At 38.2% G+C, this 25,431-nt stretch carries 19 protein-coding genes, 1 tRNA gene and 1 pseudogene; 9 read left to right on the forward strand and 12 right to left on the reverse strand.

Features of this window, described 5'->3' with window-relative positions; all coding sequences use genetic code 11:
• Nucleotides 1–13: 13 nt before the first annotated feature.
• The 4 genes from apbC to PCNPT3_RS05105 all read left to right on the forward strand — a co-directional run bounded on the left by apbC (nt 14) and on the right by PCNPT3_RS05105 (nt 5,230).
• Nucleotides 14–1,102, forward strand: a complete 1,089-nt coding sequence (gene apbC, locus PCNPT3_RS05090; protein ID WP_015464798.1) for an iron-sulfur cluster carrier protein ApbC — start codon at nt 14–16, stop codon at nt 1,100–1,102.
• A gap of 963 nt (nt 1,103–2,065) precedes the next feature.
• Complete coding sequence (locus PCNPT3_RS05095; protein ID WP_015464799.1) at nt 2,066–3,274, forward strand: NupC/NupG family nucleoside CNT transporter; 1,209 nt, start codon at nt 2,066–2,068, stop codon at nt 3,272–3,274.
• Nucleotides 3,275–3,769: 495 nt separating this feature from the next.
• A complete protein-coding gene (locus tag PCNPT3_RS05100; protein ID WP_015464800.1) occupies nt 3,770–4,636 on the forward strand; it encodes a reverse transcriptase family protein in 867 nt (288 codons plus the stop codon).
• Nucleotides 4,637–4,756: 120 nt separating this feature from the next.
• On the forward strand, nt 4,757–5,230 hold the full coding sequence (locus tag PCNPT3_RS05105; RefSeq protein ID WP_015464801.1) for a hypothetical protein: 474 nt from the start codon (nt 4,757–4,759) through the stop codon (nt 5,228–5,230).
• 22 nt (nt 5,231–5,252) lie between these two features.
• Here the strand turns inward: PCNPT3_RS05105 and PCNPT3_RS14260 are convergent.
• Nucleotides 5,253–5,470: pseudogene (locus PCNPT3_RS14260) on the reverse strand (IS256 family transposase); the annotation flags it as partial.
• 405 nt (nt 5,471–5,875) lie between these two features.
• Between PCNPT3_RS14260 and PCNPT3_RS05110 the strand changes: the two are divergent.
• A complete protein-coding gene (locus tag PCNPT3_RS05110; protein ID WP_015464803.1) occupies nt 5,876–7,054 on the forward strand; it encodes a hypothetical protein in 1,179 nt (392 codons plus the stop codon).
• A 441-nt stretch (nt 7,055–7,495) separates the two neighbouring features.
• Here the strand turns inward: PCNPT3_RS05110 and PCNPT3_RS05115 are convergent.
• Nucleotides 7,496–7,571: transfer RNA gene (locus PCNPT3_RS05115), tRNA-Ala, on the reverse strand.
• A 353-nt stretch (nt 7,572–7,924) separates the two neighbouring features.
• On the opposite strand from PCNPT3_RS05115, the gene trpS reads away from it, so the two are divergent.
• The gene (gene trpS / locus PCNPT3_RS05125) at nt 7,925–8,977 is read left to right on the forward strand and encodes a tryptophan--tRNA ligase (RefSeq protein WP_015464804.1); all 1,053 of its coding nucleotides are present in this window, start codon (nt 7,925–7,927) and stop codon (nt 8,975–8,977) included.
• Between the two features lie 133 nt (nt 8,978–9,110).
• Here the strand turns inward: trpS and PCNPT3_RS05130 are convergent, their stop codons facing one another.
• From PCNPT3_RS05130 to PCNPT3_RS05175, 10 genes are all read right to left on the reverse strand, one after another.
• On the reverse strand, nt 9,111–10,259 hold the full coding sequence (locus tag PCNPT3_RS05130; RefSeq protein ID WP_015464805.1) for an iron-containing alcohol dehydrogenase: 1,149 nt from the start codon (nt 10,257–10,259) through the stop codon (nt 9,111–9,113).
• Between the two features lie 31 nt (nt 10,260–10,290).
• Nucleotides 10,291–10,914: a glutathione S-transferase family protein gene (locus tag PCNPT3_RS05135; protein ID WP_015464806.1), complete on the reverse strand. Its 624-nt coding sequence runs from the start codon at nt 10,912–10,914 to the stop codon at nt 10,291–10,293.
• 16 nt (nt 10,915–10,930) lie between these two features.
• On the reverse strand, nt 10,931–11,965 hold the full coding sequence (locus PCNPT3_RS05140) for an NADP-dependent oxidoreductase (RefSeq protein ID WP_015464807.1): 1,035 nt from the start codon (nt 11,963–11,965) through the stop codon (nt 10,931–10,933).
• Nucleotides 11,966–12,057: 92 nt separating this feature from the next.
• A complete protein-coding gene (locus PCNPT3_RS05145) occupies nt 12,058–12,654 on the reverse strand; it encodes a TetR/AcrR family transcriptional regulator (RefSeq protein WP_015464808.1) in 597 nt (198 codons plus the stop codon).
• A gap of 225 nt (nt 12,655–12,879) precedes the next feature.
• Complete coding sequence (locus PCNPT3_RS05150; protein ID WP_015464809.1) at nt 12,880–14,199, reverse strand: MFS transporter; 1,320 nt, start codon at nt 14,197–14,199, stop codon at nt 12,880–12,882.
• Between the two features lie 37 nt (nt 14,200–14,236).
• Nucleotides 14,237–15,739 (reverse strand): signal transduction histidine-protein kinase/phosphatase UhpB, encoded by a 1,503-nt coding sequence (gene uhpB / locus PCNPT3_RS05155; RefSeq protein WP_015464810.1) that lies wholly within the window; start codon nt 15,737–15,739, stop codon nt 14,237–14,239.
• Nucleotides 15,739–16,347 carry a transcriptional regulator UhpA gene (gene uhpA, locus PCNPT3_RS05160; RefSeq protein ID WP_015464811.1) on the reverse strand — a complete coding sequence of 203 codons (609 nt, stop codon included), beginning with the start codon at nt 16,345–16,347 and terminating at the stop codon, nt 15,739–15,741. Before uhpA ends, uhpB begins: the two co-directional genes overlap by 1 nt.
• 200 nt (nt 16,348–16,547) lie before the next feature.
• Entirely contained in the window at nt 16,548–16,736 is a 189-nt protein-coding gene (locus PCNPT3_RS14265; RefSeq protein WP_015464812.1) for a FeoB-associated Cys-rich membrane protein, read from the reverse strand.
• Between the two features lie 8 nt (nt 16,737–16,744).
• Complete coding sequence (feoB, locus tag PCNPT3_RS05170) at nt 16,745–18,748, reverse strand: ferrous iron transport protein B (protein WP_015464813.1); 2,004 nt, start codon at nt 18,746–18,748, stop codon at nt 16,745–16,747.
• A 105-nt stretch (nt 18,749–18,853) separates the two neighbouring features.
• Nucleotides 18,854–19,138: a FeoA family protein gene (locus PCNPT3_RS05175; RefSeq protein ID WP_015464814.1), complete on the reverse strand. Its 285-nt coding sequence runs from the start codon at nt 19,136–19,138 to the stop codon at nt 18,854–18,856.
• 946 nt (nt 19,139–20,084) lie between these two features.
• Here PCNPT3_RS05175 and PCNPT3_RS05180 point away from each other — a divergent pair.
• The 3 genes from PCNPT3_RS05180 (at nt 20,085) to PCNPT3_RS05195 (ending at nt 25,273) form a co-directional block, all read left to right on the forward strand.
• Nucleotides 20,085–21,464 carry a methyl-accepting chemotaxis protein gene (locus PCNPT3_RS05180; protein ID WP_015464815.1) on the forward strand — a complete coding sequence of 460 codons (1,380 nt, stop codon included), beginning with the start codon at nt 20,085–20,087 and terminating at the stop codon, nt 21,462–21,464.
• 693 nt (nt 21,465–22,157) lie between these two features.
• Complete coding sequence (locus PCNPT3_RS05190; RefSeq protein ID WP_015464817.1) at nt 22,158–23,426, forward strand: anaerobic sulfatase maturase; 1,269 nt, start codon at nt 22,158–22,160, stop codon at nt 23,424–23,426.
• Nucleotides 23,427–23,662: 236 nt separating this feature from the next.
• Nucleotides 23,663–25,273, forward strand: a complete 1,611-nt coding sequence (locus tag PCNPT3_RS05195; protein WP_015464818.1) for a sulfatase family protein — start codon at nt 23,663–23,665, stop codon at nt 25,271–25,273.
• The last annotated feature ends 158 nt before the right edge of the window (nt 25,274–25,431 follow it).

Raw genomic sequence — 25,431 nt, forward strand, 5'->3', positions numbered from 1 at the left:
GTTTGGAGCGATCATGTTTTTTAAAAAGAAGAGTCAATTTGATAAAATTATTAAAATTTTAACAGAAGTCTCAACCTATCCGGTGTTGCAAAAATTAGTGGCTGAAAAACGTATTTCATTTTCAGAAGAAAGCCATACTCTCACGCTTAACTTACCTTTTTATGCGCCACAATGGTTAGAAAAGTTACAACATGACTCGCTAGTACCTCTTGCCTCGTTATTTTCACAACCTCTGCAATGGCAAGTGAGTGAAAATGTGCTCGCATTGCAAAAAAACACGCAAAAAACGTGTATGACAAAAATCAAAAATATTATTGTAGTGGCCTCAGGAAAAGGCGGCGTCGGTAAATCGACTGTCAGTGTTAACTTGGCTTTAGCGCTGTCAAAAAATGGCGCAAAAGTGGGCATGCTAGATGCTGATATTTATGGCCCCTCTTTACCGACGTTACTCGGCGTTAAAGATGCACAGCCAAGCAGTAGCAATGGAAAATTAATGAACCCGATACATGCACACGGTTTAGTGTGTAATAGCATTGGTTTTTTAGTCAAAGATGCAGAAGCGATGATTTGGCGTGGCCCAATGGCAAGTAAGGCATTGCAACAGGTACTTAATGAAACGGACTGGCCAGAGCTTGATTACTTAATTGTCGATATGCCACCGGGCACCGGCGATATCCAATTAACCATGTCGCAAAATGTGCCCGTAAGTAGCGCTGTGATTGTGACAACGGCGCAAGATGTTGCACTCATTGATGCACAAAAAGGGGTGGCGATGTTTAATAAAGTCGATACTCATATATCTGGTGTTATTGAGAACATGAGTGTGCATACCTGCTCTAAATGTGGACATAATGAGGCTATTTTTGGCAGTGGCGGCGGTGCGAAACTGGCGGCTCAATTTTCATTACCGTTCTTAGGCGTTTTACCCTTACATATTAATTACCGCATCGACAGTGATGAAGGGATCCCAACATTAGTTAAAAATGAGCATGCGCATTTAGTACAGCCCTATTTTGAGTTGGCCGAGACATTAGTGATGCGTTTGTATTGCGACTTGCAAGCTGCCAGTCAAAGTATCTCGATCATGCAGGTAAAACCTTAATAGGTGAGTAAATACCCAAGGCGCTAAAAAGTGTGTGCTAATAAAAACAGGCCCTCAGCGACGCTATCACCGACGTTATCTACGCTGGGATAGCGCCATTTTTAATGACAAATTTCACCTCTGTGTATTCTGGTTAGTAGGGGAGTCTAAGCACATTCGCTTGGGCTCTTCTACGTTATTTTTACGGCTTTTCATAAATAATCTGACTTCATTTTTACTTTTTGTAACATGACTTTATTGATCGTAGATAAAGCGTTTCGATGAGCGATATGTCATCGATGAGCGTTTAAGTCAAAGCCTGTTTTTTGCTCAATCAATGCAATGGCATTGAGAATATAATGCTGCATTTTACTGAGTAAGGGGGGAGTTAAAAGGGTTTGTTTTACAAGGTGGCGCTATACATTGTTGATTTATACCCAAATAGTTTAGCAATGTATTATTGTAAAATTAACTCATTGAATATTTATTGGCAGGCCCTCGCGTGCATTTTCGACTGGCTTTCTGCTTCTATTTTGCTAAGAAGTGTTATTTCAAATTTTATGCCAATTATTTAATAAGCACTATATACCGGCACGATAATGCTAAAATATAAGACCTGATCCTGTTATTTTTCTTTTTTTATGGGGTTGATCACAAAAAAACAACCTTTCCCATGTGAATTTTTGATTAGTCATATGCGCATTTATTTGTATAATCCATTTCCGGCTGAAACCTATGGTTCTTCGCTATCATTAATGCTAGCTGTTACACGGATAAAGACCCCCCACGGAGTTGGACTCGCTAGCATTTTGTAAGTTTTAAGGTAAATCTATTACTTGCTTTTATGGCCGGACAGTATGACATTTTACCAAAGTGTCTGCACTTAACGAGTTTGACATTAAGTCCTCTTGTTACCTTTGAGCGCCATAACTCAAGTGATCCTCACCTTAAACTTATCCTATGTAATACTAAATTGGATATATAATGCAGTTGTTAATAAGTTTTGTTGGGATATTGTTTCTTGTCTTTTGTGGGTGGATTTGTTCTGAAAACCGCCAAGCCATTAAATGGCGAACTGTCATCGGCGCATTTTTTCTACAAGCGGGTTTTGCCGCGTTGGTACTGTACGTACCAATGGGACAACAAGTACTTGGTGCAGTTAGCCAAGGCGTCGCATCAATGCTGGGCTTTGCAAATGAAGGTATCAGCTTCCTCTTTGGTGATCTGGCGAATACGGGTTTCATATTTGCTATTCGCGTACTTCCTTTAATTATCTTTATCAGTGCCTTAATTTCAATGCTCTATTATTTGGGGATCATGCAGGTTGTTATCAAGATAATTGGTGGTGGCTTGCAGAAACTCCTTGGCATCAGTCGCGCTGAATCACTTGTTGCAACGGGTAATATCTTTTTAAGTCAGGGTGAATCTCCGTTACTCGTAAAACCCTTCTTATCTAAAATGACGCGATCTGAACTTTTCGCTGTGATGACAGGTGGCATGGCCTCTGTTGCAGGTAGTGTATTAGGTGGGTATGCAGGCTTAGGTGTAGAGCTGAAGTACCTGATCGCCGCCAGCTTTATGGCTGCGCCCGGCAGTTTAATGATGGCAAAATTATTGGTGCCAGAGATAGGCACTCCACACTTCCAGACCGATGTTGAGATGGATAAAAGTGAACATAGCAACTTAATTGATGCGTTAGCCTCTGGTGCGATGAATGGTATGCGCGTAGCGGTTGCCATCGGCACCATGTTAATTGCCTTTATCAGTGTGATAGCGATGTTTAATGCAGGTATTGGTGTGGTCGGCTTATGGTTTAATTTTGAAGGGGTTACTTTTCAAAGCCTACTCGGTTACCTTTTTGCTCCTATCGCCTTTATTATTGGCGTACCTGCTAATGAAATGCTGCAAGCAGGTGGTTTTATCGGTCAAAAAGTTATCCTCAACGAATTCGTTGCGTTTATGGATTTTGCGTCAGTAAAAGAGCAACTTTCCAATCATTCGCAAGTAATTATTACGTTCGCCTTATGTGGCTTTGCCAATATTGGCTCAATCGCTATCCAACTAGGCAGCATTGGTGTTATGGCGCCAGAGCGTCGTAAAGAGGTTGCAAACCTCGGCTTTAAAGCGGTACTTGCAGCAACACTTGCTAATTTAATGAGTGCTACGCTCGCCGGAATATTTATCAGCTTCTGATGGATATGACAGGTTAAAAGCGTTTTAGGTCATACAACTGCATTGGCTTAAAATAAATTAGTAATAAAGTAGAAAAGGTAGCGCATCTCAGGATGCTCTGCCTTTTTTTTATCGTATTTTTTAAGGTTACATGTTCTCGGTTTTGCCCGTTCACCAGAGCAGATCACTGCGTTTATTTAAGAGGTGAAAGGGTACTTTTTAGTGGTAATAAGAGGAGTGGTAAAGCTGAGTTATCATTAGCAGTAATACTGTGTCAGATTTGCTTCAAGAAGGTAGTGAAGCAATGGATTGATTAAAATTAAGATTGCTGAATTAGTTAATGCTGATGCAGTAATTTCTATCTTATCTTTATTAACGTCGACGGCGGCGCTATCAGGTCCTCTAATTTATATGGTAAGTTTGATGTCTCAGTTGTTGAATATTGTCTAATAAGTGAAATATATGGAAATTACTCTGACTTATTATAAGTAAAATTTAAAGGAGTTGGTTGTGTGGATGAATGAAAATAATAGATATATTAATATCCTAGAGGATAACGTTCTTTTTTTGGTTAAGAAGAAAATACCAAAAGGAAATGGAAAATTTAGGGATATATTTGTTGGTAATGAAGAAACTAAAATTTTTTTTAAAAAAGTAATGAATTTTTTAGAAAAAAAATACAGCGATATTTTGTCTAAAAACCAGTGTTCGCATGGTTTTAGAAAGAAAAGATCTGCTATATCAAATGCAATGTGTCATATGAAGCTAGAAAGAGGATATATTCTGTCTATTGATATAAAAGATTTTTTTTCATCAATTAAAAAGGATATGCTAAGAGATATAATAAGTAAAAAAATTTTAGATGTCTGTTTTATAGATGATGTTCTTCCACAAGGTTTGTCGACGAGTCCTGTTATCTCAAATATTGTAATGTGTAACATAGATCATGTTATTGAAAAGCAACTGAATAGTCTTGGTATTAAATTGGATGTAAATTTTTGCTATTCTAGATATGTAGATGATTTAACAATAAGCATATATAGCGATAATGTAGATGATTGTTTTTTAAAAATTCAAAAAAAAGTGCATGAAATGATTAAAAACATACTAATATTTTATGGTTTCTATTTGAATGAAAGTAAAACAAAATATGGTAATTTAAATGATAACTTTCATGTTACAGGCATATCATTAGTTAATCATGGAGAGCCTACAAGAAAAACAAAAAGAAAATTAAGAGCCGCACTATATCAAAAAAATTATAAATCTATTATAGGTTTAATAAATTGGATGGAAAGTGTTGGAGAGTCCCCTGCTAATAAAATATTAGCAGGGGTAGCAACTACGGAACCCATTACTCCCCCGTTAGGGGGTATGGCGTGATTACACTAATTTTAAAGCGGACGATACATCTCGCTTCTACCTCTAAAAGGTAGCATAACAAAGCTAGTCGCGTATTTATCCTACGTGACAAAATTTTTTTGTCAAATTATATGGTGATTTATGGGTGACTGGGAAGATTATTTTGGCTCTTCTGGAATGGAACCAGATTTTATATGTCCTTGGGATGAGTCGGGTTGGAATGACGATGATTCCGATTATGTTCAAGAGAGAAATAATCGTATATTTCGATACCAAAAGTTTTGTAGAGATAGATTTTCATTTACTAAAACACTGATATCCTCTTTAAGGTTGAATGATGTTGTAACATGCAGTTTTTGTTTGAAATATTTTTCTATTTGTTTATCTACAAATAATACAGATTCGGTTACAGAATTTAGATTTACTGGTGAAAAAGATATGAAAGAGAATATTTTAATCTTATTGCTCTTAATAAAATCAAAAGAGGATATTCACAGTTTTGGTTTTGAAGAGATAGATGGTGAATATGTTAATCCAAACTTAAAATCAAAAGTAACTATTAATGAAGCTGGTGATAGGTACATGAAAAAGTGCTTTGGTAAAGAGACCCTGTAAATAATTCTGTGTAATTACCATTTTACAGGTGGCGCTTTAAACGGTCTTCAAACTCAATTATAAACCGATTCATAGCAGCTCTCCAGTTGTGAATCGGTTTTGACCATTTTTTTGATGCAGATCTAACCGCTAAGTAAATGACTTTCTTATGTCCTTAGGATAATGGTAGAACATATTTAAGTTATGCCAATTATTATACCAGGATTTCCATATCTGAGGGTACTGTTCATCCCATTTCCCTTTAATCATGAGCAGATCACTCCCTAACATTCCCTTGTCATTTATGCGTTGTATTTAGTCGTGAAATTAAGGTTTGTGATCACTATGATTATTTAAGTAGTGAATATGTGTGCTGATACTCTGACCTCATTAACGATGTAAATCTAGTGTGGCGCTACAGAACGTTTTATGCAGAGAGACAACGGCTCTTTCTGTGATCATCGATGTTACTTATTAGTTTAGTTGGGATGGCTAAGGAAGGACTCTCTGATTTATAGTTAAATATGTTTAAATTCAATTGGTTGGTGTTTCTTCATTCTTTACTAAGACCTTGTTGCAATAAATTACATAAAGTTACAACAATATTGTAATTACAATAGTGCTGTAATCGGTTACATTGCTTGTGTTCTAAAAAGGAGAAGAGCTATGAATAAATTAACTAAACACGATACTATTTTATGGATTAACCATGCGATTGCTTACTTCAAGTCTATAGAGAAAAACCAAAAAGATCTTGCTAAAGAACTTGGAATTGAAGAAGCTCGGATCAGTGAAATGAAGATAGGTAAAGGGACTATTTTACCTAGTTTGATGACAAATATTGTCGATCTATGCGGCGCTCCCCGGAGGAACCCTGGAAGGTATGAAGAGGTTGAACTTTATGATGATTTAGATTCTTTCTTTGATAGTTATATTGATGTCACGGAGGATAGGTTCTATAGGAAAATATTAAAGATCTTCAAGAATAAAGAGTATATAAAAATTATTATTCATAATATATTTTCTGAAGAATTTCGCAATGAGAATAATAAGTTAGAGGAGACCGATTATTTAGCTTTAAAACAGATAAATGAGATAATTAAGAATACAGAATTTATAGATATATGCTCAAAATGTCAAAAGAACTTATTTGAGCTAACTGGATTTTACAATTTTGCGTGGGCTAATAGAAAAGGTACATATAGAGATAAAGAACATCTGGAGATAGATGGTTTTTGTGTAAGAAGTCGAGGTGATTTTCATTTTTTGTACCTGCTCTGGCTGGTCGTTGAAAAGTATCCAGACTTTAAATTGGGTGGAAAAAACAATGTAAATACCCCTCCTTATAAGGAGTTAACTCCTATTGTATTAACTGGGAATAGGCTTTTGATTGGCACTCGTGATACGAATAATTTTAGGACTAGGATTAATAAAGAAATTGAAGGGAAATTCGGGTGTTCATATCGATACCCTAAACTTTTTGACTATGATTCTCCTTTTGAAAAATTCAAATTGAATAACAAAATAGAGCCTGCTCCTGATGCCTGGTTTGAGGTTATATATGAAGTTTATCTTAGTGAAAACATGAATTACCATCTGTTAATTCATCTATCCTTTGACAGTGTTGAGCAATCTATTATTGATGCTGAATTTAACGATAATGAATTCATCGTAAAACCTGCTGACAGAGTTGTTGTTATCCACAACATTAACTCATTAGATTTATTTAGGAAAATAGAAGAAATAAGAAAATGGATTGGACTTCCAAAAGATAATAATTACATATTAAAACAGCAGATAGCTAAGGCAGGTGGTTACGTTCCCGGAGCTAGAGTTCTAATTTAACGCATCCCTAACCTAACCATAAATCATAGATAGCTAGGTCGATATCATCATATTGATCTAGCTGATTTTCATCAACGATCACTACGCATACTCCTCCTGTTTACATTTGTTGTTGTAGGGCCTGTCCTCTGCTTGTATTAGACTTAAAATTTAAGCTTATACGACGTCGACGCTAGATATTTAAGACGTGACTCTAAATACGGATGCTCAGTGCCTAACTAAGGTTGAAAATGTAGTGTGGCGGTAACTTTATTAGAAAGTTTGATTGCATTGGTGGCAAGGATTTTTTAGTGATGATAGTGGGTGCGGTAAAGTTAATTTGCTCATAGCAGGAAGATATTCAGAATGCAAATACAAGGAGTGTTAATACCTGTTTATGGGTGTTTGGATAGAGTGTCTGATTACGTAGGAAACTGTGCTTAATAACGAAAGGTATAAAAGTGGTGGAGCTATGCGGGATCGAACCGCAGACCTCTTCGCTGCCAGCGAAGCGCTCTCCCAGCTGAGCTATAGCCCCATATCAAAGATATAGATGTTCCCGAAGGACAAGCGCAGTCTAAGGGGTTTGGGTTTTATTGTCAATTCAATATGTTAGTATTTTTTGAAAATATAAAAGCGCTTGATCAAGATGCTTTTACATTATCTATCTTGAGTAAGTATTTATGTTTTTTTCATTTTTTATTGCATGAAACGTAATTACTGTTACATTATTGGCATGCAAATTATTTATATATCATTATTCAATGTTTTTTCTTGGTGGCGCTCTTCGTTATAGAGCGGCGCTGAATTACATCTATTCAAAACCGTCGGCAGACTGGCTATGAATATATGTGTATGTCTCCGATGGATCATTTTTTAAGGAGTCATATTTTGAAAAACCAAACACCCCGTCATACTTCAGCAATCCATACTTCAGTTAGGCACTCTTCTGATAAAATTCTTACCGGCGACAGAGCGACAGGGCCGTTACACATCGGCCATTTTGTCGGCTCACTGCAACAACGCGTCATACTACAAGAGCAATATCAACAAACGATATTAGTCGCAGATATGCAAGGTTTAACCGATAACGGTTATCACCCTGAAAAAGTATCCTCAAATATTTTAAATGTGGTTGCAGATTACCTGTGTGTCGGTATTGATCCCTTAAAAACAACGATCTGTTTACAATCTGCTATCCCTGCGCTTGCAGAATTAACCATGTACTATGCAAATTTGGTGAGTGTGGCAAGGTTACAGAGAAACCCCACGGTAAAAAGCGAAATTGCCAATAAATCATTTGGGCAGTCTATCCCCGCTGGGTTTTTGACTTACCCTATTAGTCAAGCTGCGGATATTACCGCGTTTAATGGCACGCTTATTCCGGTCGGTGAAGATCAATTACCCCTTCTTGAGCAAACCAATGAGATCGTGCGTAAAATCAATGCTATTGCGGGTGAAAACATTTTAAGTGAGTGCCGCGCATTACTGAGTAAAGTGCCTCGTTTACCGGGGGCTGATGGTAAAAATAAAATGTCCAAATCAATGCATAATAGCCTGTTACTCAGTGCCAGTGAGAAGGACATCTCGCGCGTTGTTAAAGCGATGTATACCGATCCTAAGCATATTAATATAAATGATGCCGGCCAAGTAGAAGGCAATGTGGTCTTTACGTATTTAGATGCGTTTCATACGGATTGTGAATATGTTGAAAATTTAAAAAGGCAGTATCGTGCTGGTGGACTTGGAGACGGGAAAACGAAAAAAATACTTGAAGAATGTTTGCAAGATTTATTGCGTCCAATGCGTGAACGTCGCCTTGTGTTGATGAATGATAAGGCGCAATTGTTAGAGATATTAAAGCAAGGTACTGCGCGCTCCCAAGAGGAGGCAAATCAAGTACTGCACCGCGTTAAAGGCGCATTTGGGTTAAATTTGTTTTAATATTTTACCCATAAAAAAAGGTCTCTATAAAAGAGACCTTTTTATTGTTTTTTAATGCGTTATTTAGCGTTTCGTCCGCGTGATATTTTAGCCATCACCCAAAAAAGGCGGCTCAATTAACGCCTGTTTTCACTTATAAAACATACTCAAGAATAGCGCGTGATTGTTTTAAATCAATGCTACCATGCTCACCTAAAGCGACCATCTTATGTGCTTCAAGACTGCTTAATATGGTCTCAACTGATGCGGCATCTAACGATACATCTGCAAGTGATGTCGGTACATCCATACTCTTAAAGAAGTCGATAGTTTTACTGATAGCCAAATCAATACGATCTTGTGTGCTACCACTTTTGATATCAAAAATACGCTCAGCATATTGTAATAATTTTGCTTCTTTAAGGTGGCGTTGATTATGCATTACTGACGGTAAAATAATACTTAAACTACGCGCATGATCAATGCCAAAGTTACCGGTTAACTCATGGCCAATCATATGTGATGCCCAATCTTGTGGTACACCGACACCTAAAATGCCACTAAGTGCTTGTGTTGCTGTCCACATGATATTTGAGCGAACCTCTAAATCATCTGGCGTCGCAAGCACTTTAGGACCTTCTTCGATTAAATTAAGTAACAAACCTTCAGAAAATCTGTCTTGTACTTTAGCATTAACCGGGTAAGTCATGTATTGCTCCATCACGTGAACAAAGGCATCAACAACACCATTTGCACTTTGACGTGGCGATAAACTAAGCGTGGTCTTTGGATCTAATACAGCAAAAATAGGGCGTACAAACGGGCTCATAAACGCTAACTTATTATGCTCACGTGTCACCACCGCGCCACAGTTACTTTCCGTGCCTGTCGCAGGAAGCGTTAACACACAAGAAAGTGGCAGTGCGCTTAACACAGGAGACTGCTTAGATAAAATATCCCAAGGATCGTCACCTTCAAAACAAGCCGCTGCAGCCATAAATTTAGTGCCATCAACAACAGAGCCACCACCGACAGCCAATAAGTAATCAAATTTTTGCTCTTTGATTTTAGCAACACCTAACATTAAGGTTGCATATTTAGGGTTGGCTTCAATGCCTGAAAACTCATCCCAATTGTGATCTTTTAGTGCGCTTTTAACTTGATCGTAAACGCCATTCTTTTTGATTGAGCCACCACCATAGGTGACTAATATTTTTTTATCTTTAGGAATATTGGCAATGGCACTGATTTGGTCGTTACCAAAATAAATACAGGTACTATTATGATATGTAAAATTGTTCATTAGGATCCTCGTTGTTTGATCATAAAAAGAGTTAAAGGGTGCTATTTTGTGCTTCTAATAAATCGGCTTTATTAAAAGAGGCATGTGTTTTTAACAATGCGTCATAGCGTTTAATGTGTTCAAAATTATCTAAAGTGAGGCTGTTACTTAATATTTCAACAATAAATGACATCATAATATCTGCGCCGCTTAAGCGTTCACCAACAAGGTAAGTTTTACCTTCAAGTGATGCATTAAAATAAGAGATAACTTTTTCAGTTTCAATATCTACATAAGTATTTAGAAAACGTGTTTCACAGCCATCTTTTTGTAAAAACATTTTCATTAAGAGAGGTAAAATGGCTGAACTTTCTGCAAAATGTAACCACTGTATGTATTCAATATACTCTTTTGAATCGCGTTGTGGGGCTAATTTTCCGTTGCCATAACGTGTAATTAAGTATTCTGTGATAGCGCCCGATTCTGCGATCATTTGTCCGTTATCTTCAAGCACTGGTGATTTACCAAGCGCATGGATCTTTTTTAAACTTGCCGGTGCTAAGAAAGAGTCTTTATCTCTTTGATAAGAAACAATTTCATATTCAACGCCGAGTTCTTCTAATAACCAAATAATACGTTTTGAGCGTGATTTGTTTAGGTGGTGTAAAGTGATCATTTTTTATCCTCAATGCTTATAAGTTAGGTGTATTTACTTGAATGACTAATTTTCCAAAGTTTTTACCTTCTAACAAACCAATAAAGGCTTGCGGTGCATTTTCAAGTCCATCGATAAGATGTTCACGATAATGTATTTTTCCTTCGCTTAGCCATTGCGTCATTTCTGCTGCAAATTCATCATAACGATGTGCGTAATCATCAAAAATAATAAAGCCTTGCATTTTGATGCGTTTGACTAAAATAGTACCCATTAATAATGAAAGGCGATCGGGACCTTGATCTAATGCCGTTGCATTATATTGTGAAATAAGGCCACAAACGGGGATGCGTGCGCCCGTATTGAGTAAAGGCAGTACGGCATCAAAGACTTTACCGCCGACATTTTCATAATAGATATCAATGCCGTTATGGCAAGCTAGTGCTAATTTTTGAGCAAATTCTGGATCGTGATGATCTAAGCAATCATCAAATCCTAAAACATTTTTAACATAGTCACATTTTTCACTGCCACCGGCGACGCCGATAACGCGGCAACCTTTTAGTTTGCCGATTTGACCAACGGTTGCACCGACTGGGCCACTCGCAGCCGCGACAACTAAGGTATCCCCTGATTTAGGCTGACCAATATCGAGAAGCCCCATATAAGCGGTAAAGCCTGGCATACCCATGATGCCCAGTGCATGAGATGGGTTTTGTGGTGATTGGCCTAAAGGCACTAATCCGTCACCATTAGAAACGCTAAAGTCTTGCCATCCAGAGTAGGCTAGCACCCAGTCACCGGTTTTAAATTGGCTATTTTTAGAGGCGTCTACTTGGCATACCGTCGCACCGACCATGACATCATTAATGGCAACGGGATCAGCATAAGAGGCTGCATCACTCATTCTGCCTCGCATATACGGGTCGAGAGATAAATAGATACTGCGTAACAAAACCTCTCCGTCTTTGATGCTTGGTTTTGCGCTTGATTTTAAATTAAAATCAGTTAATTTAGGCGCGCCAATAGGGCGTGCGTTTAAAAGAACTTGCCTGTTTTGATGATTGCTCATGGTTAACCCTTATCTTCTATTAATATACAATTAGACTGGTCGTCTAGTCTGCTGTTGTAAAAAATCACGCCATGTAGGCATGATTTTGGTGTTTAAAAATGTGCTTTATTATTTAAAATATCTTTAGTGAAGCGCATTGTTTGTTCTAAACCATGGCTGTCTTTACTGAGTTTGCACAGTAAACTTGCGCCTATCCATAGGTTATAGAGTAGCTCTGCACATTGACTTGCTTCTTTTACCGCAATGGATTTATCTTTTATGCCCGCTTCAATGCATAAACTTAAACTTGCAATGATCTTTTTTGCACCTGCCAATAAGGCGATGCGCATGGACTCGGAAAGATCAGATACTTCAGCGCTTAATTTAACGACAAGACAGGTATGTACTACCCCTTGTGTATTTTGAGCATCAATCCAGCGTTGCCAATAAGCAATAAGTTTATCAAAGGCGCTGCCATTAGGCGTATCAAAAAAGGCCGTTAGTTCAATGTCGTATTGTGCAAAATAATCCTGAATAAGGGCTTCGCCAAAAAGTTCTTTCGATTTAAAGTAATGATAAAAAGATCCTTTGGGTACTTCTGCGTGCTTGAGTATTTGCGCGAGACCTACATTAGAAAAACCCTGCCTTGCTATCAATTGATAACCACAGTCTAAAATATGTTGTCGTGTTGTATTGCTTTCTATTTTCATGAGCCCATCATAAAACAAAATAGACCAGTCGTCTAGTGGCAATGAGTGGAAAATTATAAATAAGAAAATAAAGTAAAAACGTTAAAGAGGTTACGCGTAATAAAGAGCCCGTAACGTCAAGTGCCACTTGATGTCAGTGCTACTTTTTATATCACGTTACCTGTGTCTCTTTTATTCGTCGTAGCCTCACAAGATGCGCGTATTCGACTTTTATTGTTTGTAAATTTAAGTTTTTATAGGGGCCTGCGCCTGTAAAAAAGGTAATAAAAGTAAGCCAATGATCACCGCTGCACAAGAGATCACCGTGAAAAATCCTGCCCAGTGATATTGTTGCAGTATTAAGGCTAAAGGATACCCTGCAAGCGCTGCGCCCATATAGGCGAATAAGCCCACAAATCCGGTGGCCGCACCCGCTGAATTTTTGTGTGAGCATTCGGCTGCAGCCATACCGATGAGCATTTGCGGCCCAAATACAAAAAATCCAATCGTAAAAAAACAGGCAGCTTGTAAAATAAAAGTACTTGATGGGATAAGCCAAAGTGCACCGACGGCTAAAAAGATGCCAATAGAAAAGATTAAATTCATTGGGCCTCGGTTACCTTTAAAAATAAGATCTGATCCCCATCCTGCCACGAGAGAGCCAATAAAACCACCGACCTCAAACAACGATAATGCGGTATTCGCGGTGATCAAGTCATAATTAAAGACTTCAGTCAGGTATAAATTCCCCCAGTCATTAATGGCAATACGTACGATATAAACCAACAGATAGCTAAACGCAAGTAACCAAATATACTTATTTGTTAATACGTATTTTTTTAAGATCTGTTGCGAAGTCAGGTTTAATCCTTCATTCTCATGACGTAGTTCAAGTTTGTCGTTACGCCACTTCCCAATACTTGGGAGACCGAGTGAAGCGGGTTTATCGCGTAAACGCCAACATAAAAAAACACCACCAAAAATAGCGCAGATACCGGGGAAGATAAGGGCATAACGCCAGCTATAATGCAGCGTGATAAAGCCAACCAATAAAGGGATCAAAGCGCCCCCCACATTATGCGCGGTATTCCATATCGCCCACCAAAACCCGCGTTCAGATCGAGAGTACCAAGTGCTGAGTAACTTAGCGCAAGGAGGCCATCCCCAGCCTTGAAAGAGCGCATTTAAGATCCATAGTGAAGTAAACGCTAAAACACTACTCGAAAAACCAAATAAAATGTTGGTGATACCGGTGAGGATCAAGCCGACGCCCATAAAATAACGCGAGTTGCTTTGATCGCATAAAATCCCCGAAAAGAATTTAGAGGCGCCATAAGTGAGATAGAAAAGGGTCCCCATCATACCGATATCTGTTTTATCAAGGCCTAAATCGGCAATCATTGCAGGCATCGCATAATTAAAACTTTTACGCGTTAAATAAAACATCGCATAACCCACATACATGGTTAGCATTAAATGTAAGCGCCAGTAACGATAAGTCTCATCTATTTTTTGTTTATCTTGTAACGGTGCGCTTGTCTTCTCTTTACTTAAAAAATCAATCATAAATTATGTCTTATTCTGTTAATTAAAGTGCCAACTTTTATAGTAAGGGCAATGTTATGTTTAGTTGGGTACCTTTGTTAGCGCTTGATATCAATTCAAATTTACCCCCAAGCACCTGTACGCGCTCTTTTATCCCTTGTAATCCCAAACCCTTTTCGAGGTTGTCGGGATCAAAGCCAATGCCGTTATCTCGAATATTCAGATGAGCTTCAAGGTCAAACCTAAAGTCAATATTCACCTCACTGGCATGTGCATACTTAATAATGTTGTTAAGTGCTTCTTGGCATATTCGATATAGGGTGACCTGCGTGGTATCGCATTTTTGGGGATCTTTTAGGTTTTTTTCCTGCCATGAAATATGGGTTTTAATACCATGCTCATTGCATTGCATTTCTCTGAGCAATTGATAAATTGCATCTTTTAGTCCTAAATCGTCTAATGTTTTAGGACGTAAACGCACCAGTAAGTCTTTCGTTGTGTCATAAATATTAAGGGAAAGTTGCTCTATCATGCGAGCGCATTGTGCGCTAATCGGCGTTTTTTCTACGCGATCAATAATGCTTGCTTGGGTGCGAATAGCGGTAATGTTTTGGCCGATTTCATCGTGTAACTCGCGCGCTATTTCACGGCGAATACTCTCTTCTGTTTTTACTAACTGACGTGATAACGTGTGATTTCGGGTGAGTTCATGACGCAGTTTATTATTGAGCTCATGTTGCCTTTCAATGCCCATCCCTAGGAGTATCCCCGTTAAACTTTGCGCTGAAAGAGACAATAATAAATCGGTTATTTGCAAGTCGCTGACACCATTTCTAGCTGCAATCAGTGCAATACTGTTTAACAGCGTGGCCAATAACGCACCTTTCCAACCATAACGAAAAGCAAAGATAATGATCGGGATCGCTAAACAAAAGGGGGCAAATTGACGCAATTCAATGGGTAGTTTTACTTGTATGATGATGTTGAGTATAAAAATACTGGCATAAAAAATAATGCGACGACTGTGCAAGGTGATGGGGGTGTTAAGTAAATCAACATTTAAAGGCTCCCACTTGTTTTGAAATAGGTAACTCCAAATCAAATAACAACTCGGCACTATCATCAAAGAGCCGGTGATAGTTAACAAAAAAGTCATCCCCGGATCATGATCAAACGCCAGCATGATCAAGGTATTTAAAGTCGCAATAAGAACCACTAAGACGCCCATAATACTAAGACGTTGCCATTGTTCTCCGACATAATGTTTTTTGGCGATATAGATAATGGGTAAACTTAATAAACTCAGTAGAAACATCATTTGCCATTGAGGCAGGTTCAATACCGTTGCTAACGCGATCATTAATAGCCATTCACTTAAATAGATAGCAGGCCAAAAACGCATCGGCGAGTGTAAAGTTAAACCTAAGCGCAGCGCAAAGGGGAAAAGTAAAATCGCTTGTTCGGGCGCTAAGATAAAAGCATATGAAAGCACCCAAAGGCAAAACCAAGTACAACTAAAAAAGAGGCTGGCGCCAATGCTGGCAATCAGGTATGAGCGCATTACAACGGCTCATTATTAAAATACTTGGCTAAAGCAACATTATTTTTAACGTGTAATTTTTGCATGGCATTGGCGCGGTGCACGTGTATTGTTTTTGGGCTTAGATTAAGCATATCTGCAATGGTCTTTATTTCTAAGCCATTGGCAAGAAGGCGACTAATTTGATCTTCGCGCTTGGTTAATTGATTAATAGCAAGTGGCGCAGCAACGGCTGATTTTAATTTAGCTGCTAATTCAGGCGTTAAGTAAACCTTTCCTGTAGCGACTTCGCGCACCGCCTGTATTAACTCATCAGGGCTACAACGTTTACTGAGATAGCCAAGCGCACCGAGTTGCAAGGACTTTTCAATAATCGCCACTGAATCGTGCACACTTAACATGATACAAGCAAGTCCCGAGGGTAAGTCTTCAAGAAGAGATAAGCCACTTTCATCGGGCATCGAGATATCAATAATACAGACATGTGCTTGAATGCCGGGTAGACCCTGGCGTGCTTGGGCTGCACTTGAGAACTCCGCCACAATTTTAATATCTGTTTCTAGGGATAATAATTGTGCAAATCCCGAGCGAACAATGACGTGATCGTCAATTAATGCAACATTGATCATATAGAAAGTGCTCTTTACAATAATAAAGAGGCGATTGTAACCTGTGCAAGCAGGATCACAATTAAAATAGAACAAGAAAAGGTCTGATTGTTAGATATAAGATATTGAATTTTATTGTTTTTTGAAGGATAAGAAAGTAGATATGGGGTGCTGCAGTGTTTTTGAAGAAAAAAGAGCGGGAGATCCTCCCGCTCTTTTTTTTATATGATTTGTTTTATTTTTATTGTTTGCGTTTTATCCGCCATTTTGTGCTTTACAGGGGGACTATCACATTGGCTACTCAACGAGCAGCCGATGCATTTAACGCCTCTGCGTTTATCGGCAACAATTTTACTAATGGAAAGCGCTAAAATTAAACCAATAACAAATAAAACAATAATATTGAGCATGAAAAATCCTAAGCGTTAGCCATTTTTAAAGTGATCTCAGCCTGTTTGTCGCCTTTTCTTACCAAGTGGAAAAGACAACCCACAAGTAATGAACAACCAATAAAGCCATAAACAAAGCCATCACCGACTAAGCCTGTGGTTATTAACGTTCCGACTTGATAAGTGATAAATGCTGCAAAATAGCCCATTCCGAATTGGAATGCGACGCCACCCCATAACCATTTTTTATCTTCCATTTCCGCATTCATTGCGCCAATGGCCGCAAAGCAAGGGGGAGTGAAAAGGTTAAAAATTAAGTAGGATAAAGCGGCCACAGAGGACAGTCCCATAATACTGGCAACATCTGAACTACCACCTACAAGCGCTAACTCATCAGTATCAATAAAGTTGGTGATGCTGTAAACCACTGCCAATGTGCCGACAACGTTTTCTTTGGCGATAAAACCTGTGATAGCAGCTGCTGCTAATTGCCATACCCCAAATCCAAGAGGGATAAGCACAAAAGCAAAAGGTGAAGAAATACTGGCTAAAATACTGGTGCTTTGCGCGCCCTGTGCAACGACTTCAAACTGCCAAGTGAACGTTTGCATTATTTGCACGGCAGCATTACATAATAAAATGATAGTACCAGCTTTTATAATGAACGCTTTTGCACGAGACAACGTTGAGGTTACGGCTCTTTGAATACTTGGGAAACGATATTCAGGTAATTCCATAACGAAAAATGAACGCGCATGTTTTTCACCGGTAATACGTACCACCAATAAAGCGCCTAAAATAATAATGCCAATACCCATAAAGTACATTAAGGTGCCGACCCATGCGGCGTCATTAAAAAACACACCCGCAAATAAAGCGATAACCGGTAGTTTTGCACCACAAGGCATAAAGGGCGCTAACATGGCAGTTGTTCTACGTTGTCTTTCGTTTTTGATGGTACGCGTTGCCATAATACCGGGAATTGAGCAACCTGTACCAATGACCATCGGGATAATAGACTTGCCTGATAAACCGACGCGTTTGAAATAACGATCCATAACGACGGCAACACGTGCCATATAACCACAATCTTCTAGCATAGCAAGCAAGAAAAAGAGCACCATAATAAGCGGTAAGAAGCCGACCACCGCGCCGACACCACCAATAATACCATCTAATAATAATGCGCTTAAAACGGGTGAAACATCACTGCCGAGTAAGCCCTCGACCAAACCATAAAAAGCATCAATCCAGCCCCCAAGAATTTCGGCTAAAATAGGACCTAAATGCGTTTGCGAAATAGAAAATACAGCCCACATGATCACGGCAAAGATAGGTAGCCCCAGCCATTTATGCGCCACAATGCGATCAACTGCATCTTGTGTGGTTTGCTGGTTGCTTTTGTTTTTTCTGTTTTCGATTTTATTAACAAGTTGTTTTACAAAGTCAAAGCGTTTGATATCAGATGCTTTAATGGCATCAGCATCATTTAAGTTGATATCTCCCATTTTAAATGGCGCGTCTTGTGTTCCATTCTTAATGATCACTACTTTTTCAAGAAGCGCTTCAAGACCATGACCACTATTTTTTGTTGCGGTCACTTCAATCACCGGGCAACCAAGCGTTTTGCTTAATACTTCAATATCAATGATTGTTTTTTTCTTTTTGGTTAAATCGCTTTTATTAAGGGCAACAACCACCGGAATACCAAGCTCTAGTAATTGCGTGGTGAAAAACAAACTACGACTTAAGTTAGTGGCATCGACAATATTAATGATCACTGCGGGTTGTTCATTCTTAACGAAGTCGCGAGTGATCACTTCTTCTGATGAAAAAGGAGACATAGAATATGCTCCTGGTAAATCAACGGCGGTAATAGCGACATTTGATTTATTAAGCGTTTTTTTGACTAAACCTTCTTTTTTATTGACGGTAACGCCTGCCCAATTCCCGACGTGTGCCGTTTTGCCTGTCAACGCGTTAAATAAAGTTGTCTTCCCACTATTGGGATTACCAGCTAATGCGATTTTCAAAAAATTCTCCTAATTAAAATGATAAGTTTTCTCCGTAAAGGAAATAACTTCGGTCCTGTTTTTATAATTTTAAGGGTGTTACGGTAAAAAAAGTCTGCTACGTGCTTACAAAAGCACTGCAGCTGCGAGTTCACTGTCGATACTGTAGCGAGCATCTTTAAGTGTGATCACAAAGTTTTCGGCAAGGATAGAAATAATAGTGATGGTTTCGCCTTTGAAACAGCCCAATGTAAATAGAAAGTCAACAATATCTTTGTCGTCTGCGATGACATCTTTGATCATGTATTCTTTATTGATTTCTGCTTGAGATAAATTTTTTGGCACTATTAAATACTCTTCTTTAAGCGATACGGAGGATGTCATTAGATTATTAAACGTTGCACAATTCATGGCTTTTTTTCCTCGAGATAAAATAAATTCTTATCAATAAATTTAGTCGGTTTTAATAATGAGTCTGTATTAAAAAAACGATCACATCTTGGTAACATGACATTTTTTTTAAAGGTTTATTTTTAGATTTAATTCGACTAATGCATAAAACGTAAAATAATCAGGTCGATTTATGACGCTTAAGTAATGGTTGTTTATTTTCATCAGTGTATGCATAGGCATACGCTCTAATAAGAATGAAACGTTAAAATCGTTTAATAACCACAACTAAATTATTGATATAAAGCTAAATCTAAATGAAAATGATTCGTGTTGCAAGTTCTATTTTTATCTTTAAGTGTCTATTTGTTAACAACTTATTTACATTTAACATTAATAAATAGGGTTATAGGTTACCCGTGGAGGAGGGTGTGTTTATTTTTCTTAAAAAAGGCAAATAAAACACCTTTAATTTTTAAGGTTTTAAGGGGGGGATATTTTTTAGTCTGATCAAAAAAGGTGTTTAATAGGTAATTTCAAAAAATAAACAAGATTTTACAATTCTAATTTTTAGCTGTTATTTCTAAAAATAAAGACAATATTAAGGCCGAGAATAAAGAAGGGGATATTAAGTAAATAGAAATAAATGAGATCAAGGTGAGAACGGTGAACATGTGTTAGTTGCATTTTTAATTGGTTAATTTCCCTGTTTTTAGTGCGGAGAGAGTACTGATTAAAGATATATTCGCTTTTAAAAAACAAGTAATGACATCTCACTTTAACTTGGATGTCATTGATAATATTTGTTTTTATTGTTAATTTTAAGTGTTTTTAATGAGACGCAATGGAAATTTACTATTTAGTAATGCGTCTTTTTAGTTTAAGGAATTACCTTGGTTTTTGTTGGTAGGCGCAGATAATTGATGCAACAATCACTACTATTTTATTGATGAAAAGGATTTTAATAATGAAAGAGATAGCATTTCGTTGGATAGACAAGTATTTAATTAATTTAAGCATTCAAGAAAAATTTTACTTATTATTTTTATTACCCTTACTGGCCATCGTACTGGTGATTGCCTTATTAACCTATACTGCTAATGCACACATGCAAGGCTTGTTAACATCAAATATGCACAGCTTAGAGTTGCTTATTAACAACAGTGAGTTAAGCGCTGACAAAGTAAATAATATTTTAGCCAAAGAGGGCATTTTTTCTGTTTATCAAACAGGGAATTCTACTCTTTCTGCCCAATATACGCCGACGTTCATCTCGATCTTATCGTTACAAACCCTTCTTATTATCAGCGCACTACTCTGCACATTGTCTGTGTTGATGTATTACATGATGAGTTTTATTGGTGGTGCTATGTTTTCAATTAATAAAGCCTTACATCTTTTAGCTAAGGGTGATCTAGTGGCGCGCCTTAATTATTTTAAAGTGCGCGATGAATTTAGCTCTATTGCGATAAATATAGATGCCGTTGCTGATCGTGAACAAAAACTGGTCTTGGCAATCAGGGGATCGGTCAGTTTGATGCAATCGATAAGCTTAGAGTTAAATACATCCTCTCAAAAGAGCTATGACTTGTCGAAACAGCAACAAGTCAATTTAGATGCATTAGCAACTGCGAGTGAGCAGATGTTGGCGCGTATTGGAAATGTGACGGATTTAGCGCTCGAATCGAGTTTAAAAAGTGATGAAGTACATAAAGTGGCACAACTTGGACAAGTTAAAGTAGAAGAAACGTTACATTATATATCTAGCTTAAATACTGATATTCATTTAGCTGCCTCCGCGGTAAATGAACTTGAGAGCAATGCACTTGAAATCGATACGGTGCTGAGCACCATTCGCTCTATCTCAGAGCAAACAAATTTACTCGCTTTAAATGCCGCTATTGAGGCAGCTCGAGCGGGAGAGCAAGGCCGAGGGTTTGCAATAGTGGCCAATGAGGTGCGTGCACTTGCTGGGCGTACACAAGAGGCGACGATTAAAATTCAGAGTATGATTGAAGCCTTACAGAAAAACACTAAATCGTTAACATCATTAATGAACAATACGGTGACTAACACCCAAAAAGGCTTAGATTTAATGCAGGATGTGAATGTTAAAATTGATGATTTATCAGATAAAAATAAAGTGCTTTCTACAAGTAGTGGGCAAATAGCCGAATACGCACAAGAGCAGAGTAACGTGGCTGAAAATATAGCATTGAGTGTTGAGTCTATTCGCGAACAAGCAAGTGATGTTAATGAACTACTGCAATCAGGCAATCATAATATTGACGCGTTAAGTACGCAGCGCGAAAGATTAGAGGCGCTATTAATGGGACTCAAAGCCTAATATCACTTTTACCTTTGTATATGCCTCTGAGTGTATATAGCGGTGAGATATAAAGATGCAAAATTAGCAAGCCAGATTGAGCTTATCTTTTAGGCATAAAATTTTAAAACAGTTATTTTACTTGATGTTTTATAGCAATATGTCAAAAACAAAATGCGTTTAATTTGGTTTGCTTTTTGGAGTGCAATTGAAAATATTTTTTGTATGTTGCAATGCCTAAAAGGGTTGCGCCTTGCACTGCGATCTTAACCCAGCCTGATAAAGCCTTTTATAAACACCGACTTTAAAACCTATTTTATTAAAATAAGCCTGCACTTTAGCTAAGATAAAGAGGTTGGAAATTTTTGTGTTCATCGCGCTAAAAAATGCGATCAATTACGCTACTGACTCTTTTTATCCTCTCTCTTTTTTATTCCCTTTAATCTCTCAGACAAGCTCTACCTAGACAACTTATCACTTGAACAATTTATCAACTCAAACAAGGTATAAATCATATAAGGGTGATATTTATGTTGATCATTTTCTTCGAATTTATAGAGACGACAAGTCACTGAAAATGTTTTTTTTATATATTTGTGTTTTATATTTTCTTTATTTTGTTTCCTTTCTTTTGTTGTGATGTTTATCTTAAAAGTTTCACTTTCTTTCATGTATGGTTGTTTTCCTTTTTAAGTTCACACTGTGGAGAGCCCTATGGCTGATAATGTGCAACCTGTCGCTTTTCATATGATGGCAAAACCAAGTAGTTTTCATTGCAATTTAAAGTGCGATTATTGTTTTTACTTAGAAAAAGATGGGGTCGTTAACGAGACTAGCGAGACGAAAAACAGTAGCAGTGACAATATGTCTAATGGCATGTTAGAGCGTTATATTGAGGATTACATTCACTCCCATCAAGGCGATGACGTTGATTTTTCTTGGCAAGGTGGGGAGCCAACGTTAGCAGGATTAGATTTCTATCGACGCGCGGTAAAATATCAACAAAAACATGCACAGGGTAAAACGATCACCAATAGTTTTCAGACCAATGCCGTGGCGATTAATCGGCAATGGGCGCGTTTTTTTGCGCAGAATAAATTTTTAATTGGCGTTTCCATTGAAGGTATCGCTGAAGTCCATGATAAATACCGTATCTCGGTTAACGGAAAGCCAACCTTTGAGCGCGTTAAACGCGCCATTGAACTTTTAAAAGAATATAAGGTTGAGTTTAATACGCTTACCGTGATCAACGATCAAAACTGGCAACGTGGCAAAGAAACGTACATTGCGTTAAAGGCGCTCGGAGCAACACATATGCAATTTATCCCGATTGTTGAAGTGCAAGCGAGTTGTCAGGATTTAAAAGCGGCGCATTACTCCCCACATAAAGACGTAAAATTCGCCCCATTTTCTGTGCCTGCAGAGGGCTATGGTTTATTTATGATGGACGTTTTTAATGAATGGGTACAAAAAGATGTCGGTAATGTTTTTGTGCGTATGTTTGATAGTATTCTTGCGGGTTGGATGGGCTACCCCGCATCGACCTGTGTGCAGTCGTATGAGTGTGGTCAAGCGATGGTGATTGAAGCTAACGGGGATGTCTATTCTTGTGATCATTATGTGTATCCTGCGAATAAGTTAGGCAATATCAAGCAAATAAACTTGGCTAAAATGGCAAGCTCTGAGCAGCAGAAAACGTTTGGGGTCGCAAAATCAAAAGAGCTAACACAAAATTGTGAGCAGTGTGATGTATACCGACTTTGTTATGGGGGGTGTCCTAAACACCGCCTTATCACTTTGCCTGGTGAGCAGTATAAGCACAATTATTTATGCGCCTCTTATAAAAAAATATTTAATCAAACCGCGCCTGCGATGCATATGATGTCGCAAGCGATTGAGCAAGGTGGCATGGCAATGGACGCGATGCCGATGATAAATAAACACCTGTATCAAGATGCTTCAGGTACGAAATCAGTAAGCTAAATTGAGCCTTACGTCTTAGCCCAAAAGGGATCCTACATTGACGTTGCATTACAAGATGCTAACGAGGCGTTTAGTGCTGGTCTGATAAGGGGCTTGAGGTTACATGGAGAGATACAATAGAGTGCTTTAGGCGTTCATAACATATATGAGAGTGTTTGATGTTATGTCTTCGCATATTTTAATGATCTAAGGCGCTCCATAAAAGGTAAAGGAATATTCAATCAAAGGAGTAAAAAATGATCTTATCTTCAACGAAGAAGACGCTACTGGCGAGCTTAGTAGCAGCTGCCTGCTTGGGCGCGCCGGCAACTTATGCCGCCAATCATGATACGAGTCAGCCTAATGTGCTACTTGTTATTATGGATGATTTAGGGACAGGGCAACTTAATTTTACATTAGATAGTTTGAATAAATCAGAACTGGCTAAACGTGATGTGCCAGTGCGCTATCAAGGTAACTTAGACAAAATGATTGATGCAGCGCGGCGCGCTATGCCCAATGTTGAAAAGTTAGCTGCGACAGGGGTTAAAATGACCAATGCTTTTGTGGCGCATCCTGTTTGTGGGCCATCACGTGCAGGTATTTTTACCGGGCGTCATCCCACCAGTTTTGGGACCTATAGTAATGATGATGCAAAACTGGGTATTCCTTTAGACATTAAATTATTACCGGAACTTTTCCAAAGTAATGGTTACCGCACCGCAACTATTGGTAAATGGCATAATTCGAAAATCCAAGGTAAAAATCGCGTCGCTAAAGATTCACAAACACGTGATTATCACGATAATCAAATTACACTGATCCCAAAAGGTTATGCACCTAATGAGCGTGGCTTTGATTACTCATATAGTTATTATGCCTCAGGGGCTGCATTGTGGGATTCTCCTGCTATCTGGCAGAATTCTAAAAACATATCTGCACCGGGTTATTTAACTCACCATTTAACCAATGAAACATTAAAATTTATTGAGCAGAGTGGTGATAAACCCTTCTTTATTAACTTATCTTATAGCGTGCCACATATCCCTCTTGAAGAGGCGTCACCGGCTAAATATATGGATAAATTTAATACCGGAAACGTTGAAGCCGATAAATATTTTGCTGCGATTAATGCTGCCGATGAAGGTTTAGGCATTATCATGGCGGATTTAGAGAAGAAAGGGGAGTTAGATAACACCATTATATTTTTCTTATCGGATAATGGTGCTGTGCATGAATCTCCTATGCCAATGAATGGTATGGACAGAGGTTTTAAAGGACAAATGTATAATGGAGGCGTGCGAGTTCCCTTTATTGTCTCTTGGCCTAAACATATCCCTGCGGGTACGCAAAGCAGTACACTTATTTCGGCTTTAGATATTTTACCTACGGCTCTGGCCTCTGCTGGGATTAAAATTCCAACTGCCATGCAAGTTGATGGTAAAGATATTATGCCAATCCTTGAAGGTAAAACGAATGTGTCTGCGCACCAATACTTATATTGGGCAGGTCCTGGCGCGAGGCATTATAGTGAAGAAAACAATGAATTTTGGTATGGATACTGGAAATGGATCACTTATGAAGCCGATACTATCCCTAAAAACCCTAATTTAGAAAAACTATCAAAAGGCTCTTGGGCTATTCGCGATCAAGATTGGGCATTGTATTTTTATGATGATGGATCAAATAAAGTAAAACTATTCAATGATAAAAAAGATCCTGCTGAATCTATTGATTTAGCGAAAAAATACCCGGCTAAAGTGAAAGAGATGAAAGATGCCTTTTACAATTGGATCAAAGATAAACCAAAACCAGTTGCGTGGGGTCAAGATCGTTACCAAATATTAACCGAGTCAGCAAAAGATTAATAACACATAATATTAGCTTTAAAAGCCACCTGTATTTGGACTCGTGGCTTTTTTATTTTCAAAATAGACGTATTGAAGCAAAGAGATCATAAGCTGACGATCACTCATTTTTGTATCGTTTTCGGGCCAAAACTTGCTTCGGTGTCGCAGATTTTAGG

Origin of the sequence: Psychromonas sp. CNPT3 (assembly GCF_000153405.2) — a bacterium.
GTDB lineage: Bacteria > Pseudomonadota > Gammaproteobacteria > Enterobacterales > Psychromonadaceae > Psychromonas.

What these genes read in the sequence shown, in the direction of transcription:
- PCNPT3_RS05195 (WP_015464818.1), top strand. Translation starts at nt 23,663, where the DNA reads ATGATCTTATCTTCAACGAAGAAGACGCTACTGGCGAGCTTAGTAGCA.
- PCNPT3_RS05110 (WP_015464803.1), top strand. Translation starts at nt 5,876, where the DNA reads ATGAATAAATTAACTAAACACGATACTATTTTATGGATTAACCATGCG.
- PCNPT3_RS05150 (WP_015464809.1), bottom strand. Translation starts at nt 14,199, where the DNA reads ATGATTGATTTTTTAAGTAAAGAGAAGACAAGCGCACCGTTACAAGAT.
- PCNPT3_RS05130 (WP_015464805.1), bottom strand. Translation starts at nt 10,259, where the DNA reads ATGAACAATTTTACATATCATAATAGTACCTGTATTTATTTTGGTAAC.
- PCNPT3_RS05095 (WP_015464799.1), top strand. Translation starts at nt 2,066, where the DNA reads ATGCAGTTGTTAATAAGTTTTGTTGGGATATTGTTTCTTGTCTTTTGT.
- PCNPT3_RS05140 (WP_015464807.1), bottom strand. Translation starts at nt 11,965, where the DNA reads ATGAGCAATCATCAAAACAGGCAAGTTCTTTTAAACGCACGCCCTATT.
- apbC (WP_015464798.1), top strand. Translation starts at nt 14, where the DNA reads ATGTTTTTTAAAAAGAAGAGTCAATTTGATAAAATTATTAAAATTTTA.
- PCNPT3_RS05180 (WP_015464815.1), top strand. Translation starts at nt 20,085, where the DNA reads ATGAAAGAGATAGCATTTCGTTGGATAGACAAGTATTTAATTAATTTA.
- PCNPT3_RS05190 (WP_015464817.1), top strand. Translation starts at nt 22,158, where the DNA reads ATGGCTGATAATGTGCAACCTGTCGCTTTTCATATGATGGCAAAACCA.
- PCNPT3_RS14265 (WP_015464812.1), bottom strand. Translation starts at nt 16,736, where the DNA reads ATGCTCAATATTATTGTTTTATTTGTTATTGGTTTAATTTTAGCGCTT.
- uhpB (WP_015464810.1), bottom strand. Translation starts at nt 15,739, where the DNA reads ATGCGCTCATACCTGATTGCCAGCATTGGCGCCAGCCTCTTTTTTAGT.
- PCNPT3_RS05175 (WP_015464814.1), bottom strand. Translation starts at nt 19,138, where the DNA reads ATGAATTGTGCAACGTTTAATAATCTAATGACATCCTCCGTATCGCTT.
- PCNPT3_RS05145 (WP_015464808.1), bottom strand. Translation starts at nt 12,654, where the DNA reads ATGAAAATAGAAAGCAATACAACACGACAACATATTTTAGACTGTGGT.
- PCNPT3_RS05135 (WP_015464806.1), bottom strand. Translation starts at nt 10,914, where the DNA reads ATGATCACTTTACACCACCTAAACAAATCACGCTCAAAACGTATTATT.
- PCNPT3_RS05105 (WP_015464801.1), top strand. Translation starts at nt 4,757, where the DNA reads ATGGGTGACTGGGAAGATTATTTTGGCTCTTCTGGAATGGAACCAGAT.
- PCNPT3_RS05100 (WP_015464800.1), top strand. Translation starts at nt 3,770, where the DNA reads ATGAATGAAAATAATAGATATATTAATATCCTAGAGGATAACGTTCTT.
- uhpA (WP_015464811.1), bottom strand. Translation starts at nt 16,347, where the DNA reads ATGATCAATGTTGCATTAATTGACGATCACGTCATTGTTCGCTCGGGA.